The 14,830-nt window shown below is 24.8% G+C and carries 16 protein-coding genes; 15 read left to right on the plus strand and 1 reads right to left on the minus strand.

Annotated elements, in window-relative coordinates:
* Positions 1-53 precede the first annotated feature (53 nt).
* Positions 54-671 carry a hypothetical protein gene (locus ACYUDJ_RS04730; RefSeq protein WP_043031074.1) on the minus strand — a complete coding sequence of 206 codons (618 nt, stop codon included), beginning with the start codon at positions 669-671 and terminating at the stop codon, positions 54-56.
* 295 nt (positions 672-966) lie between these two features.
* On the opposite strand from ACYUDJ_RS04730, the gene ACYUDJ_RS04735 reads away from it, so the two are divergent.
* The 15 genes from ACYUDJ_RS04735 (at position 967) to ACYUDJ_RS04805 (ending at position 14,769) form a co-directional block, all read left to right on the plus strand.
* Complete coding sequence (locus tag ACYUDJ_RS04735; RefSeq protein WP_043031076.1) at positions 967-1,326, plus strand: CidA/LrgA family protein; 360 nt, start codon at positions 967-969, stop codon at positions 1,324-1,326.
* Positions 1,326-2,021 (plus strand): LrgB family protein, encoded by a 696-nt coding sequence (locus ACYUDJ_RS04740; RefSeq protein WP_003487544.1) that lies wholly within the window; start codon positions 1,326-1,328, stop codon positions 2,019-2,021. Before ACYUDJ_RS04735 ends, ACYUDJ_RS04740 begins: the two co-directional genes overlap by 1 nt.
* A gap of 298 nt (positions 2,022-2,319) precedes the next feature.
* Complete coding sequence (locus ACYUDJ_RS04745; RefSeq protein WP_003487541.1) at positions 2,320-2,970, plus strand: DUF5105 domain-containing protein; 651 nt, start codon at positions 2,320-2,322, stop codon at positions 2,968-2,970.
* A 368-nt stretch (positions 2,971-3,338) separates the two neighbouring features.
* Positions 3,339-4,232 carry an SPL family radical SAM protein gene (locus tag ACYUDJ_RS04750; RefSeq protein ID WP_043031078.1) on the plus strand — a complete coding sequence of 298 codons (894 nt, stop codon included), beginning with the start codon at positions 3,339-3,341 and terminating at the stop codon, positions 4,230-4,232.
* Between the two features lie 133 nt (positions 4,233-4,365).
* Complete coding sequence (locus ACYUDJ_RS04755) at positions 4,366-5,874, plus strand: DUF1846 domain-containing protein (RefSeq protein WP_003487538.1); 1,509 nt, start codon at positions 4,366-4,368, stop codon at positions 5,872-5,874.
* 326 nt (positions 5,875-6,200) lie between these two features.
* The gene (locus ACYUDJ_RS04760) at positions 6,201-6,752 is read left to right on the plus strand and encodes a DUF5317 family protein (RefSeq protein ID WP_003487536.1); all 552 of its coding nucleotides are present in this window, start codon (positions 6,201-6,203) and stop codon (positions 6,750-6,752) included.
* A gap of 178 nt (positions 6,753-6,930) precedes the next feature.
* Positions 6,931-7,398, plus strand: a complete 468-nt coding sequence (locus tag ACYUDJ_RS04765; RefSeq protein ID WP_003487535.1) for a hypothetical protein — start codon at positions 6,931-6,933, stop codon at positions 7,396-7,398.
* Positions 7,391-8,080 (plus strand): accessory gene regulator ArgB-like protein, encoded by a 690-nt coding sequence (locus ACYUDJ_RS04770; RefSeq protein ID WP_043031080.1) that lies wholly within the window; start codon positions 7,391-7,393, stop codon positions 8,078-8,080. Before ACYUDJ_RS04765 ends, ACYUDJ_RS04770 begins: the two co-directional genes overlap by 8 nt.
* Positions 8,064-8,198 (plus strand): cyclic lactone autoinducer peptide, encoded by a 135-nt coding sequence (locus ACYUDJ_RS04775; protein WP_043031082.1) that lies wholly within the window; start codon positions 8,064-8,066, stop codon positions 8,196-8,198. The genes ACYUDJ_RS04770 and ACYUDJ_RS04775 overlap by 17 nt, the downstream gene beginning before the upstream one ends.
* Positions 8,199-8,286: 88 nt before the next feature.
* On the plus strand, positions 8,287-9,984 hold the full coding sequence (locus tag ACYUDJ_RS04780) for a bifunctional diguanylate cyclase/phosphohydrolase (RefSeq protein WP_043031084.1): 1,698 nt from the start codon (positions 8,287-8,289) through the stop codon (positions 9,982-9,984).
* Between the two features lie 230 nt (positions 9,985-10,214).
* Complete coding sequence (locus ACYUDJ_RS04785; RefSeq protein WP_043031086.1) at positions 10,215-10,724, plus strand: GNAT family N-acetyltransferase; 510 nt, start codon at positions 10,215-10,217, stop codon at positions 10,722-10,724.
* A 400-nt stretch (positions 10,725-11,124) separates the two neighbouring features.
* A complete protein-coding gene (locus ACYUDJ_RS04790) occupies positions 11,125-11,592 on the plus strand; it encodes a hypothetical protein (RefSeq protein WP_043031088.1) in 468 nt (155 codons plus the stop codon).
* Between the two features lie 11 nt (positions 11,593-11,603).
* Positions 11,604-13,457: a PAS domain-containing sensor histidine kinase gene (locus ACYUDJ_RS04795; RefSeq protein ID WP_043031089.1), complete on the plus strand. Its 1,854-nt coding sequence runs from the start codon at positions 11,604-11,606 to the stop codon at positions 13,455-13,457.
* Positions 13,458-13,715: 258 nt separating this feature from the next.
* Positions 13,716-14,153 carry a hypothetical protein gene (locus ACYUDJ_RS04800; protein WP_043031177.1) on the plus strand — a complete coding sequence of 146 codons (438 nt, stop codon included), beginning with the start codon at positions 13,716-13,718 and terminating at the stop codon, positions 14,151-14,153.
* Positions 14,140-14,769, plus strand: a complete 630-nt coding sequence (locus ACYUDJ_RS04805; protein WP_043031090.1) for an accessory gene regulator ArgB-like protein — start codon at positions 14,140-14,142, stop codon at positions 14,767-14,769. The genes ACYUDJ_RS04800 and ACYUDJ_RS04805 overlap by 14 nt, the downstream gene beginning before the upstream one ends.
* Positions 14,770-14,830 lie beyond the last annotated feature (61 nt).

The raw sequence follows: 14,830 nt of genomic DNA on the forward strand, positions 1-14,830 counted from the left end.
GCTACATTACCCCTTAGTAATTAGGCCTATACTTACTTAGTAAGACTACTTTATTAATCCAAAAGGATTAATTCTTTTGCATATGGTAAAGTTTCAATCCATTGGCAGAAAGTATGCCATTCTTGTAATTTATGATTTTTTCTAGAATGATATATATTAATCATAGTTTCATAATTAAAAGTACAGGTTCTTAACTGATTATAGCTTGAAGGCAATAATTGAATTATATCATACCAATATTGCTTATCTTTTGTTTCAAGATATTTGGTTCTTAAATCTTCTAGATATTTTATTAGAAGTATCATTTGTTCCTTGGTTTTTTCAGTCATTTGGTCACAACTAAAATGATCTAAAGTGAACTCTTGACTATGAATTTTGTGCATTGTGCTTGTTGAATTGGCAACTGTTCCTATCTTATAGGTGTCAAATTCCTTCCACCAATATAATGGAGCAGTTATATCAACGGAAATGAATATTTGGCGTAAAAATTTTCTATGGTCACTTCCTGCTTTGCAAAGTTTCTTAGCAAGGGTTAAATCATTTTCTCCAATAACAAATAAGCCTTTAGAATCATAATAACTATCACTTTTTCCCCAACTATTCATCGGATTTCTTGCCCCACGCAAGGCATTTTCGAAGTTCATGACACTCATATTTTTAACATTTAGCATAAAATTCATCCCCCCCAAGTATAAATTACATTCATATGTGTATGAAATTTTTTAGCTTGTTTTATTATAGAGTAAGGGGATTATTTTTGCAAACAATAGTTAGTTATATGTTATGAGCGGAACCATTTTTATAATCCCAATCCATTTTTGGAATTTATATTATTGATTATATATTGCCACAATACTAATTTGTTTTAAAATTTCAACTTTTATTTTACTATGGTATTTATAATAAAAAAGTAATAAAATAAATACTAGTTGTTAAAAACTTAATATTTAGAAAAGAGGTGTTACCTTGAGATTATTAAGACAGTTAGGAATAATTTTGTTAATTTGCCTGCTAGGTGAAGCTATACATGACTTCTTTAAGTTGCCTATACCAGGAAATGTTATAGGGATGATACTATTATTTCTATGCTTATCCTCAGGTATAATAAAATTAACTAAAATAAACTACATAAGTAAATTCTTACTTGATCATTTAGCTTTTTTCTTTGTACCAGCGGGAGTAGGAATTTTATCCTGTATGCCTATGCTAAAAGGTAAATGGTTAGCATTTTTAGGAGTATGCTTAATAACAAGTATTATTATAATAGTTGTTACAGGTTGGACTATTCAATTATATATAAAACTAATGAGTAAGGAGGCACAATAATGGTCCAAGATCTTTTAAATTCTCCTGTTTTCGGAATACTATTATCAATAATAGGTTTTGAAATAGGACTTTACATATACAGAAAAACAAAAATAGCCTTATTTAATCCTCTTTTAATATGTATAGCTTTAATAGTATGTATATTAATATCCTTTAATATTAAATTAGATAATTTTAATAAAGGTGGCAATCTTATATCTTTCTTTTTAGGACCTGCTACTGTAGCACTTGCCGTACCATTATATAAAAAAATAAATGTAATAAAAAAATATGCTATACCTATATTACTTGGGGTAACTGTGGGTTGTATAACTGCTATGATAAGTATATTCTATATTTCTAAAGCATTTGGTCTGACCAGTGAATTATCTTATTCATTGATGCCAAAATCTATAACAACACCTATAGGTATAGAAGTGTCTAAAGTTTTAGGTGGTATACCTGCCATTACGGTATCTGCTATTATAATAACAGGTATAATGGGAGCTGTAATAGCTCCTATAGTGTGTAAGATATTTAAAATTAAAAACAATATAGCTATAGGTATTTCTATTGGAACATCATCCCATGCTATAGGTACCACAAAAGCTATAGAAATGGGAGAAACTGAAGGAGCTATGAGTAGCTTAGCTATAGGTATAGCGGGACTTATTACTTCTTTCTTAGCTCCTATAATAATAAAATTTCTACATTAATTATTCATTGTTTTTATTTCCTTTTATTTTAACTAATTTATTTTTATATAGGATCTTATTAAAATAATTAATTTTAATAAGAGGGGGTCTCAAAATAGATTTAATTTTGAGATGCCCTCTTTTTTAGTTAATGAAAATTAGTATAAAATTTTTTGTAAAAATATCAATTCAATTAAAAAATTAATATTATTAAAATTTAGAATTAATTTATAATACATGGGATATATAAAAAAAATTGACAAAAAGCTCAAAATATAATATATTTATTTTAAAAATATATTATATTAGGGGGAAAAATATGAAAAAAGCAAAAAAAGGTCTAATTTTATCGCTAATCTTATTATTTATTCCGGTAATGGTAATAGGATGTAGTTCTAAACCAAAGGTAGGTGCTGATGAAACAGCAAAAATTTTATTTGATTTTTATATTAAAGGAGATCAAGAGTCTTTATCAAAAATTAAGATATCTAAAGAACAAACAGAAGAAATTTCAAAAATGCAAAAAGATCAAACTATATCAACAATAAAAACTAATCTTACAGCAGCAGGTTTGAAAGTTAATGATGAACAAATAAACAAAATATATGCAGCTCGTGTATCTGCTTTAAAGAAATTATCAGCAAAAACAGAAGTTGTTTCTCAAGATGATAAATCTGCACAAGTTAAAGTAAAAGCAACTCACATTAATGAAGTTGCTCTTGATGAAAAAGCAGCAACAGATGCTGTTGAACAAGTTAAAAAAATGAATATTACAGATAGACAAGAAGCTATTAATAAAGCCACAGGTATCTATATACAAAATCTTATAAAATCATATGAAAATGTAAAACCATCATCTGATATGAAAGAACAAACTTTTAAATTTACTATAAAAGAAAAGACTTGGATACCAGAAGATATGAAAAGTTTTGGTGCAGGCATTGTTAAATTAACTTCAGGAATAAAATAAACTCGTAAAGATAAAACTTATTTTATACATAATAATACAGTTTTAAACAAAAAATTGTTAATTAAAATTAAAAGATTAATTTAAAATTATATATTTATATTAAGGAGATGGAAAGAGATTTTCTATCTCCTTAATTTTGATTATAATAAATATTTTTTTATCTTTAATATAATGAAATTAATAATTACAACAAATTCAATAGATTAATGGATATAATATAGGAGTAATGAAATTAAGATTTATTAGACAATAAATAAATAAAAAATTATGATAAAGATTTGTTTAATATGACATGCAGATGTCATGTATGATTTGATAATATAAATACAAATAGTTAATAAAAGATTTATTAAGGAGTGATAGTAAACTTGGAGTATGTTCCAGCAAAAACTTTAATATCAAATTATAGTAAGGACAATTGGTGGTTTGGGATAAATTATAATATGAACATTTATAAAGGTTGCTGTCATGGTTGTATTTATTGCGATTCTAGAAGCGAATGTTATGGTATAGAAAACTTTGATAAAGTAAGAGCAAAGAAAAATGCAATACAGATTATTAAAAATGAATTAAGAAGAAAAAGAAAAAAAGGAGTTATAGGAACAGGAGCTATGAGTGATCCTTACAATCCTTTTGAAAAAGAACTGATGCTTACAAGAATGGCATTAGAAGAGATAAATACTTTTAATTTTGGAGTAGCTATAGCAACTAAAAGCAATCTTATAGTACGAGATATTGATATTTTGAAAAAAATTAAGAACCACTCGCCTACACTAATAAAGATTACCATAACTACATATGATGATGAATTGTGCAAAAAAATTGAACCTAATGTTTGTGTAACATCTAAAAGGTTTCAATCTATAAAGGAGCTTTCTTACAATGGTATATTTACAGGTATATTGCTTATGCCTATTTTGCCCTTCATAAATGATGATGAAGAAAATATTATAAAAATAATAAGAACTGCTCATGAATGTGGTGCAAAATTTATTTTTGCATATGGTATGGGATTAACTTTAAGAGGAAATCAAAGGGAATACTTTTATAGGAATTTAATAAAAAAGTTTCCAAAAGAAAATATGATAGCAAAATACAAAGATACCTTTGGAAATAAATATGAATGTGCCTCACTTAATCACAAAAAATTATGGAATATATTTAGAAATGAATGTGAAAGATTAGGTATTTTATATAAAATGGAAGATATAGTTTTGGCATATAAAAAGAACTATGGAAATAATCAGCTAAGTTGGTTTTAGTAATTTAAATAATTTAAAAATCCATTATATAATAATTTACTTTCAATCAAAACTATGTAATAATATAAAAATGTAAAAACTTAAAGGTTCTTATAAATAAGAATAAAATAATAAAGTATAGTGAGGCGTAAATATGAAAATAGGATTTGATCACGAAAAATACCTTGAAGAACAATCAAAGTACATATTAGAAAGAGTTAACAATTATGACAAACTATATTTAGAATTTGGAGGAAAACTTTTATTCGATTTGCATGCAAAAAGAGTTTTACCTGGATTTGATGAAAATGCAAAAATTAAACTACTACATAAATTAAGAGAAAAAGTAGAAATAATTATTTGTTTATATGCAGGCGATATTGAAAGAAACAAAATAAGAGGAGATTTTGGTATTACTTATGATGTTGATGTTTTAAGACTTATTGATGATTTAAGAGGATATAACCTTGAAGTAAACAGCGTTGTAATAACAAGATATAGCGGTCAGCCTGCAACTAATATATTTATAAATAAATTAGAACGTAGAGGTATAAAGGTTTATAAGCATGAAGCTACTAAAGGATACCCTACAGATGTAGATACTATTGTAAGTGATGAAGGATATGGTAAAAATCCATATATTGAAACAACAAAGCCAATTGTAGTTGTTACAGCACCAGGCCCAGGAAGTGGTAAATTAGCTACTTGTCTTAGTCAACTTTATCATGAATATAAAAGAGGTAACGTGGCAGGGTATTCAAAATTTGAAACTTTTCCAGTATGGAATGTACCTTTAAAACATCCTCTAAATATAGCCTATGAATCAGCTACAGTAGATCTTAAAGATGTGAATATGATAGATTCTTTCCATTTTGATGCTTATAACAAAGTAGCTGTAAACTATAACCGTGATATTGAAAGTTTTCCTGTACTTAAAAGAATTATAGAAAAGATAACAGGAGAAGAATCTGCTTATAAATCTCCAACAGACATGGGGGTAAATAGAGTGGGATTTGGTATAGTTGATGATGAAGTTGTTAAAGAAGCATCTAAACAAGAAATAATAAGAAGAGCTTTTAAAACAGCCTGCGAATATAAAAAAGGATATGTAGATAAGGAAACTTTCCATAGAGCTAAACTTATTATGGAAGAGCTTAATTTAAAAGAAGAGGATAGGAAAGTTGTTATACCTGCAAGAGAATATGCATCTAAATTAAAAGAAAGAGCTAACAAAAGTGAAATTTGTGCAGTTGTAGCTTTAGAATTAGAGGATGGAATAATATTAACAGGTAGAAGTTCAGATATAATGGATGGAACAGCTGCTGTAATTTTAAATGCAGTTAAGCATTATGCAAATATATCTGATGAAATACATCTTATTTCACCAGTTATACTAGAACCAATTATAAATTTAAAAGCAAAAACTTTAGGAAGTAAAAGAACTGCTTTAAGTTGTGAAGAAGTGTTAATAGCCCTTAGTATATGTGCAGCTACAAATCCAACAGCTCAAGTAGCTATGAGTAAATTACCAATGTTGAATGGATGTCAAGCTCATTCAACTACAATTTTAAGCACCAATGAAGAACAAACCTTTAGAAAGCTTGGGATAGATGTAACCTGCGATCCAGAATATATTTCAGAAAGTCTTTATTATAATAACTAAAATTAATATAAATTACATGCCTAAAATTCATTATTTCAAAATTTGGAGTAATGGATTTTGGGCATGTTTTTTTATTGTCTATGAAAAAAATATGCTTTAAAAATTTAAATTAGATTTTAACTTTTTAATATTGACAATTGGGATATTTATATTATAAAAGGACAATTATGAAAAATATAGATATAAAAATTTAATGGATATAAAATATAATGGTAAATATTTGACTTAATAAGTAAATTTAACTTAATATTTATTTATATTAATATTAAGGTAAATTAATATAATAGAATTAATAAAAATATATATAAGAAGGGGAGGGAGTATCTATGTTAGAAACAATAATATTAGCCTTAATAATAACTAAATTAAAGGGATATGAAATAAAGTCATTATTTAAATCATGGCATATTTATCCTGTGGTAACTATTGAATTAATATATATAATTATACAAATAAACATATTCTTAGAAAATTATAGTTTAATAACACATGTTAAAATATTAGAGACTATATATATTTGTTCCTATTTATTTATTATTATAAAATATGAACAATATACCAGTGCTATTATAGGGTCTATATTTATTTTAATAGGTGGTATGCTAAATAAAATTGCCATAGCAGTAAATAATGGTAAGATGCCTGTGTTTCCTACACTATCTTATTTTACAGGATATGCAAAGCCTTATTCTTTTCTTAAAGTTAATGATATACATATTCTAGGTAATTCATCTACTAAATTTAAATTTTTAACAGATATAATTGACGTAGGCTATAGTGTTATGAGTATTGGAGATATATTTATAAGATTTTTTGTTTTTATTGTTATTTTTAATACTATAAAACATATAAATAATATAAAATCTATAAAAATTTAAAGCAATTTCTAATTATTAGGATGATAAATATATTAGAATATATTATAATTTTAATTATTGAAAAATATATATAAATTGCTAAATATTAAAAGTAAGTTCATTTTATTTCGATAATGTTAGTGATATAATTATAAAAGATGTATAAATATTTACATAATTAATAAAGGAGAAATAAAATATGCTAAAATTATCCGTGGTAGAGTTTGTTGCAAGAGCTATTCCAGAAGCATTTTTACTTATTTTTGCAGTTTATACATTTTCCAATACTAGAATGAATAAAAAAAACTATTTATTGTCCAGTTTCTCAATGCTAATAATGATATTTATAATTAGATCTTTGCCAATCAGTTATGGTATTCACACAATACTTAGTATTATGGTGATTATTTTATTAAGTTATATTATAAATGGAATAGATATAATGAAGGCAGTAAAAAGCACTATTATTACAATAATTTTCCAGCTTATTTGTGAAGGCACTAATATTTTTATAATACAATACATTTTAGAAGAAGATATGAACCATATATTTAGTAATCCTAATTTGAAAACTATATATGGAATTCCATCTTTGATTATTTTTGCTTGTATTATAGCATTACGTTATATTAGATTATTAAAAAGGGAAAAGCTGCAATATGATTAATGCAGAGACAATATCTAATAATGTTGCTACAAAAATAGCATCAGAATTAAATTTGGATAATGATAAAAAAGAAGTTATAGCTTACGGAACTTTTGCTTTTTTTCAAACTATATTTTGTATATTTCTTATAATTATGCTTGGATATTTATTCGATGTTCAAATTGAAGCTTTGCTGATATCCTTTACAATAAGCATATTAAGGAAGTTTTCCGGTGGAGTACATGCTACTTCTCCAAATAATTGTGCTATTATAGGAACAATTATTTGTGTTGGGTTTGCTATAATAGTAGTATTTTTAACAAGTTCATTAGTTAATTTAAATATACTATTATTTTTAGGGGTAATTATTTTTGTGTGGTCTTACTATATTATTTATAAATTAGCTCCTGTAGACTCTAAGGCCAAACCTATAAAGAAATCTAAAAAAATAAAAAGGCTAAAAAAAAGTTCTATTATAACATTAAGTGTTTATTTAGTTATTATATTAATTAATTTTGTTTTATATTATAAAATGGGGAATAAAAAGTTTATTATATATTCTTTATGTGTATATAGTGGAATACTATGGCAAACATTTACTCTTACACAATATGGGCATTTAGTAGTGAAAAAATTAGACGATTTTTTAAATTATATAATAGATACTACAAAGGGGGACAAAAATCATGAAAAAATTAAGTAAAAGGGCATTAATGCTAGTTGCAACATTTACAACTCTTCTTGCATCTATAGTAGCATCATCAGCGTGTGTTTGGTGCGTATATCAACCTGAAGAGCCAAAATGTTTAAAAGAAGAATAAAAGAAAAAGATCAGTTTATAACTGATCTTTCTTATTAAATATATATAAATAAAAATATTTATTTTGTGAGAATATGAGGTAGCAGAAAATGAGTAAAATGCAAGATGATAAAATAAATAAGATAAATGATATAGTATCTATAGTAAAGTTGTCTATGTTATTATTTTCGGCAATAATATTTTTTAAAAGATTTTTTTATTACAATAGTTTATCAAGTACATATTCTTATTATAGTTTGATATCAGTAATATTTGTAGTACTTTTGTTATTGTTAATATATGGTATATGGGTATTCCCTAAAACCAATAGGATCAGTGACAAATACATTAAATATGTATATTTGATGGAAAATTTGATCTTTGTGTTTATATTTCTTATTCTGATACATGTATCTGGCTCTTATGCTAGCGAATATAAATTTTTGTTTTTATTTATTATTATAATAACAACTATACAATTAGGGATGAAGCAGGGAATAATAATAGCTTGTTTAGCTTCATTGATTATCTTAATTATGGATGTTATCTGTGTACCTAATTTAATAATTAATGAATATTTTGAACAGGATTTGATATTAGCAGGAGTGTTTATACTTACAGCCTGGCCTTTAGGTTTTTATGTGAAGGTTGAAAGTGAACACATCAAAAAACTTGAAAGTTTAGTTAATAGGGATGGACTTACAGATGTATACAATCATAGATTTTTTCATGATGCTTTAAGCAAAGAAATAATAGAGTGTGAAGAAAAAAATGAAGCTCTTTCTATGATATTTATTGATATAGATTATTTTAAACATTATAACGATTTATATGGTCACCAAAAAGGAGACAAGGTACTTAAAACCATAGGTGACATATTAAAAAATAATACAAGAGAAGGAGACATAGTAGCAAGATATGGGGGAGAAGAATTTGCAGTACTGCTACCTAATACTCCAGAGAAAGAAGCTATTAATATAGCGGAAAAAATAAGGAGAAAGATAGAATACACTTATTTTGAAGGTGAAGAAAATCAACCCAATGGTAATCTAACTGTATCAATGGGAATATCTGTATACCCTTATAAAGCTAAAAGTGATATGGAGCTTATTAAGAGTGCTGATGATGCTCTTTATAGAGCTAAATTTTTTAATAAAAATAGAGTTGAAGCGTATACTTCCATTTTAGATGAACTTAAAAATGATATTGATGAAAAACACATAGATTTGGTTACATCAATAAAAACATTAATAAGTGTTATCAACGCTAAGGATAGATATACATATGGGCATGTTGAAAGGGTAGTTCTTTATAGTAGATTATTAGCGGACAAGCTTAAATTATCTGAAGAGGATAAAAAAATTTTTATATATGGAGCTTATATGCATGATATAGGTAAAATAAATATTTCAAGGGAGATATTGAATAAAAAAATGCCTTTAGCAAAAGAAGAATGGGAAATATTAAAACAGCATCCTGTAAATGGGGTTGAAATAATAAAGCCTGTTAGTTCTCTTCAAAGTATCTCTGATTTAATATTACATCATCATGAAAGATATGATGGAAAAGGTTATCCAGGTAAGCTTAAAGGGGATAATATACCTTTTCTTGCTAGAGCATTGACGGTAGTAGATAGCTTTGATGCTATGACCTCTAATAGGCCATATAATAGAAGAAAGACTTATGAAGAGGCTATTGAAGAATTAAAAAGGTGTAGTGGGACCCAATTTGATCCATATATTGCAGAAAAGTTTATAAAGGTTATTATAGAAAACAAGGATAGTTTTGATGATTTAAGTTTATTATAATAGAGGTATATGCCAATTATGAAGATAAAATGAGCAATATTCATTTTACCATGGCCATTCTTCACCAATCTGTACTAATGCAATAGAAACTATATTAAACGTGAAATACAGTATTTGAAATAAATAGATAATGCTGGTACAATCCAATTGTATGTAGATAAATCCTATTGTAAATGCAAAATTTGCACTTATAATAGGGTTTTTTATTATGCTAGGGAGGATTAATGTTAATGGAAGATAATAATGTAGAGCTGAGACAAGAAGTTTTTAAATCAGATGCTTCAATAATTGCTAATTGGTTAGAAGATACTGAAATAACACAATATTTAAACGAAAAACAGAATGTAAGTAAAAGTATTAAAGATATAATGTATAGAATAAATATGCCTATTCTTACTCATTTATTTAATCAAAATGGTAGTTTTTTTATGGTAACAACTAATGAAAAGGAACCTGTAGGATTTTTAAGACTTGTTCCTAAGAATAATATTGCAGAAATGGTTATAGTAATAGGAGATAAAGATAAATGGGGTAAAGGATTAGGAACTAATGCAATATTAGAAGGATTAAAACATGCATTTTTTCAGTGGAGAGTTGATGAAGTTGTTGCAAAAATTAATTTTAAAAATCAACGTTCAAGAATGGTATTTAAAAAAATTGGATTTACAGAAGATAAAGAGTTAGCAAAAGAAATGCAATATTCTATGTCTATAAAGAAATTTTTACAATTAGTAGCATAATACTATTGTTAAATTTTTGGTAAAAAAAACACAGAAGACATAAAATATATTGCTAAATTTACATATATGAATAAATAATCAAATAATAGTTATGAAAAGTCATATGCGATATAAGTGTATATGGCTTTTTATTTATAATAAATATGGAATATAAATCCTTAATAAATAATATAATTATTAAATAGGAATTATAGTTTAAATGGAACAAAATTTGACAAAAAATGATTTTTTGTATAATATAGAGTTAAAATTTGTTGTAAAAACTAAATTTTTATAAAAATATGACGAAAATAACAATAGAACAAATAAAAAACATATTTTTTCTTGTCATTAATTTTATATAATAGAAAAATATGATATAATTACATATAGATTCTATAAATGAAAAGGAATAAAAGATATGCTTAAATTATCTATATTAGAGTTTTTTTTAATAGCGATACCAGAAAGTTTTACATTTACAACGGGGATTTATTTTTTATCAAAGAAATTTTTTGATAAAAAAAGGTTAATAATAATGTCTTTATTATCAGCTATAGAAATTTATTGTGTTAGAATGTTACCTATACATTTTGGAATTCATTTAGCTATAAATATTATTTTTTCAATAATATTATCTGTTAATATTGGTGAAATATCCATGGAAGATGCCATTTCTTACAATATGATTATGACAATAATTTTATGCATAAGTGAATTTATAAGCATTTTCGTTTTAACTAAGGTATTTCAAATTAATGTACCTTTACTAAGACTTACACCTATCACTAAAGTAATATATTTTATTCCGTATTTTATTCTATTTGTATTTAATGTTTTTCTTATAAGCAAATTTATGGATAGAAGGAAACAATGTAAAAATATATAGGAGTTAAATTAATGAATTTAGATAAAATAAAAATTAAAAATTGGAGTCATGATAAAAAAATATATAATAGTATGCTTATAGTAAAATTTATTATATTGCTTTTTTGTGCAGGTGCTATTTATTTAAATTATGCAGAAAAGAATAATATTACTGAAAAATTTTATTTTGATGCATTAAATTTAGCTATTATTATAATATGTTTAGTTAGTGTATATCTTATTTGGATGTTTATATCAATAAAAGCTTTTAAACTGAAAAAAATAAAAACAATTCAAGTCATAGAAAATATCATATCAATGATAAGTTTTACATTCATAATAATATTGTCAGGAAGTTATAAAAGTTCTTATAAGTTTTTATTCTTATTAGTTATAATTATTACTACCATACAATTAGGAATGGAATATGGAATAATTACAGCAATTGTATCTTCCAGTATAGTATTAGCTATAGATTTAATATTAGCACCAAAGGCTCCAATAAATATATATTTCGAAACAGATTTAATTTTAGTAGGGGTATTTATAATGACAGCTTGGCCTTTAGGGTATTATGTAAATATTCAAAAGGAAGATTTACGACAAAAAGAGGAAGAAGTAAATATATTAGCTAGCAAACTAGGCCAGAAGGAAATGCAAAAAAGATGTATGGAACAATTACTTATAAAAAATGAAAATTGTTATAATTTACTTATAAGAAATTCAAAGGATGCTATATTGGTACATAGATATGGTAAAATTATATTTGCTAATGAGAGATTAAAACAGATGTTAGGATACAAAAAAGAGTATAATTTTGAAGATATAGATATAAAAAGTTTAATACCTAAAGATCAATATAATACTGTAAAAAATAAATTGGAAAATTTATATTGTGGTAGTGAAAATATAGTTAAGTTTCAGCACAATGTAATTAATAATAAAGAGAAGACAATACAAAATACATCTACTTATGTTATATATAATGGTATGCCAACAATTTTTAGTATATTACATGATGTAACATCTAAAATACAAGTAGAAAAACTTGAACAAGATGTTAAAAAGAATATAGAATTATTAAATGAAAGTAGGGAGTATAACAAATTAATTACAGAATTTTTATCTAATATATCTCATGAGCTAAAAACCCCATTAAACGTGATTTTTACAGCAGTACAATTATTAGGATTTTATGAAAAAGATATTAACAAAGATCTTGATTATGAAAAGCAAGATAAATATTTAAAACTAATAAAACAAAATTGTTATAGGCTTATGAAGTTGATAAATAACTTATTAGATACAACTAAATTAGATTCAGGGTATTTAAAATTAAATTTAGTTAATTATAATATAATAAGTTTGATAGAAGAAATAACATTATCTGTAACATCCTATGCGGAAAGCAAGGGTATAAATATTGTATTTGATACAAATGTGGAGGAGAAAATAATTGCGGTAGATCCAGATAAAATAGAAAGAATTATTTTAAATTTACTTTCAAATTCTATAAAATTTACTAACTCTGGAGGTAATATATTTGTAAATATAAAAGATTCTGGAGATTATGTATATATACATGTAAAAGATACAGGGGTTGGGATACCTTCAGATAAATTAGAATCTATATTTCAAAGATTTTTTCAAGTGGATAAAACTTTAAAGAAAAATAAAGAGGGAACTGGTATAGGATTACATTTAGTAAAGTCCTTTGTAGAAATGCATAAGGGTGATGTTACTATAGCCAGTGAACTAGGAAAAGGAACAGAATTTATAATAAAATTGCCTGCTACAGTTTGTAATAATAATATAAAATCAAAAAATGTAATTTATGAAGCTAATGTAGAACGTATAAATATGGAGTTCTCAGATATAACTCAATAATATTATAATTATTACAAAATAAATTCTCTAAAATTGTATTATACAATTTTAGAGAATTTATTTTGTTTTTATTTATTAAAACTTATATAAGTTTACAAGTTGATAAAAAAATAATACTATATATCCAAAAATGTTAAAATTTTAGTTAAATAGAAAAATAACATTACATTAATTTCTAAAAGTGTTATAATTATAGTGTAAATACACTAATAAAGGAATGATTTAATCGTGTTGAAAAGTAGTGTAGTAGAGTTATTTATGAGATTAACTCCAGAAGCGTTTTTATTTATTTTTATTATACAAGCTTTTAGCAATAGCAAGATAAACAAGAATAAATATGTTTTATCTAGTATTTTATTTTCTGTAATTATATATTCAATTAGATTACTCCCAATACATTATGGTGTACATACTATTTTAAATATTATAGCAATTATATTAATATGCACTTTCATAAATCAAGTTGCTCCTATTAAAGCTATAACCTATTCTTTAATATTAGTGAGTTTTTTAGCACTAAGTGAGGCTTTAAATTTATATTTTATGTATAAGATATTTGGTGAAAATATAGAAAATGTTTTAAAAAGTCCATTAAAAAAATGCATTTATTTAATGCCATCTATCCTTGTTTTGGTAATTATAGTTTTACTTATATTTAAAATAAAAGATAGGAGAGTAAAGGATGTTTTTAATTGAACAGATTTCAAATAAAATAGGAAGTAAAATTTCTAGTAATTTAAATCTAGATAAAGATACAGAAGAGATTATTGCATATGGAGCCTTTTCAGTATTGCAAACAATATGGGCATTTTTATGTGTAGTAATTTTAGGATATATATGTAATGTATTGATAGAATCTGTAATTATTGCATTAACTTCAGTTATATACAGAAAGTATTCTGGTGGAATACATGCTAATACACCTAATAAGTGTGCAATTTTAGGAGCTATAGTTTTTGTAGGATTTGCATTAATAGTAAAAAATATTAATATAGGTTTGAATTTATTTTTCCCAGTAATTTGTATTTTGATATTCATTTATTCATATTATGCAATTTATAAATTTGTGCCAGTAGATACTAAAACTAAGCCTATAGAAAATGAAGATGAAATATTAAAATTAAGAAGGTATTCTTTTTTTATAATTAGTATTTTATTTTTCATTGAAGCCCTACTTTTGTTAATTTATTTTCAATATAAGAATGAAATGTTGATTTATTACGCTAAATGTATAATTGCAGGTGTTTTATGGCAGAGTTTTACTCTTACACCCTTAGCTAAAAGAGTGTTTGCTAATATAGCCATGGAATAACAAATTATTTCATTAAAGTTAATTATATGTTAATATGTTAATATGTAATAATATAAAATTA

The sequence above is a fragment of the Clostridium sp. CTA-6 genome (assembly GCF_054768115.1).

Coding starts and splice junctions, on each gene's coding strand:
- ACYUDJ_RS04730 (WP_043031074.1), bottom strand. CDS start 671: ATGCTAAATGTTAAAAATATGAGTGTCATGAACTTCGAAAATGCCTTG.
- ACYUDJ_RS04740 (WP_003487544.1), top strand. CDS start 1,326: ATGGTCCAAGATCTTTTAAATTCTCCTGTTTTCGGAATACTATTATCA.
- ACYUDJ_RS04785 (WP_043031086.1), top strand. CDS start 10,215: ATGGAAGATAATAATGTAGAGCTGAGACAAGAAGTTTTTAAATCAGAT.
- ACYUDJ_RS04745 (WP_003487541.1), top strand. CDS start 2,320: ATGAAAAAAGCAAAAAAAGGTCTAATTTTATCGCTAATCTTATTATTT.
- ACYUDJ_RS04780 (WP_043031084.1), top strand. CDS start 8,287: ATGAGTAAAATGCAAGATGATAAAATAAATAAGATAAATGATATAGTA.
- ACYUDJ_RS04760 (WP_003487536.1), top strand. CDS start 6,201: ATGTTAGAAACAATAATATTAGCCTTAATAATAACTAAATTAAAGGGA.
- ACYUDJ_RS04755 (WP_003487538.1), top strand. CDS start 4,366: ATGAAAATAGGATTTGATCACGAAAAATACCTTGAAGAACAATCAAAG.
- ACYUDJ_RS04805 (WP_043031090.1), top strand. CDS start 14,140: ATGTTTTTAATTGAACAGATTTCAAATAAAATAGGAAGTAAAATTTCT.
- ACYUDJ_RS04795 (WP_043031089.1), top strand. CDS start 11,604: ATGAATTTAGATAAAATAAAAATTAAAAATTGGAGTCATGATAAAAAA.
- ACYUDJ_RS04775 (WP_043031082.1), top strand. CDS start 8,064: ATGAAAAAATTAAGTAAAAGGGCATTAATGCTAGTTGCAACATTTACA.
- ACYUDJ_RS04800 (WP_043031177.1), top strand. CDS start 13,716: ATGAGATTAACTCCAGAAGCGTTTTTATTTATTTTTATTATACAAGCT.
- ACYUDJ_RS04765 (WP_003487535.1), top strand. CDS start 6,931: ATGCTAAAATTATCCGTGGTAGAGTTTGTTGCAAGAGCTATTCCAGAA.
- ACYUDJ_RS04790 (WP_043031088.1), top strand. CDS start 11,125: ATGCTTAAATTATCTATATTAGAGTTTTTTTTAATAGCGATACCAGAA.
- ACYUDJ_RS04770 (WP_043031080.1), top strand. CDS start 7,391: ATGATTAATGCAGAGACAATATCTAATAATGTTGCTACAAAAATAGCA.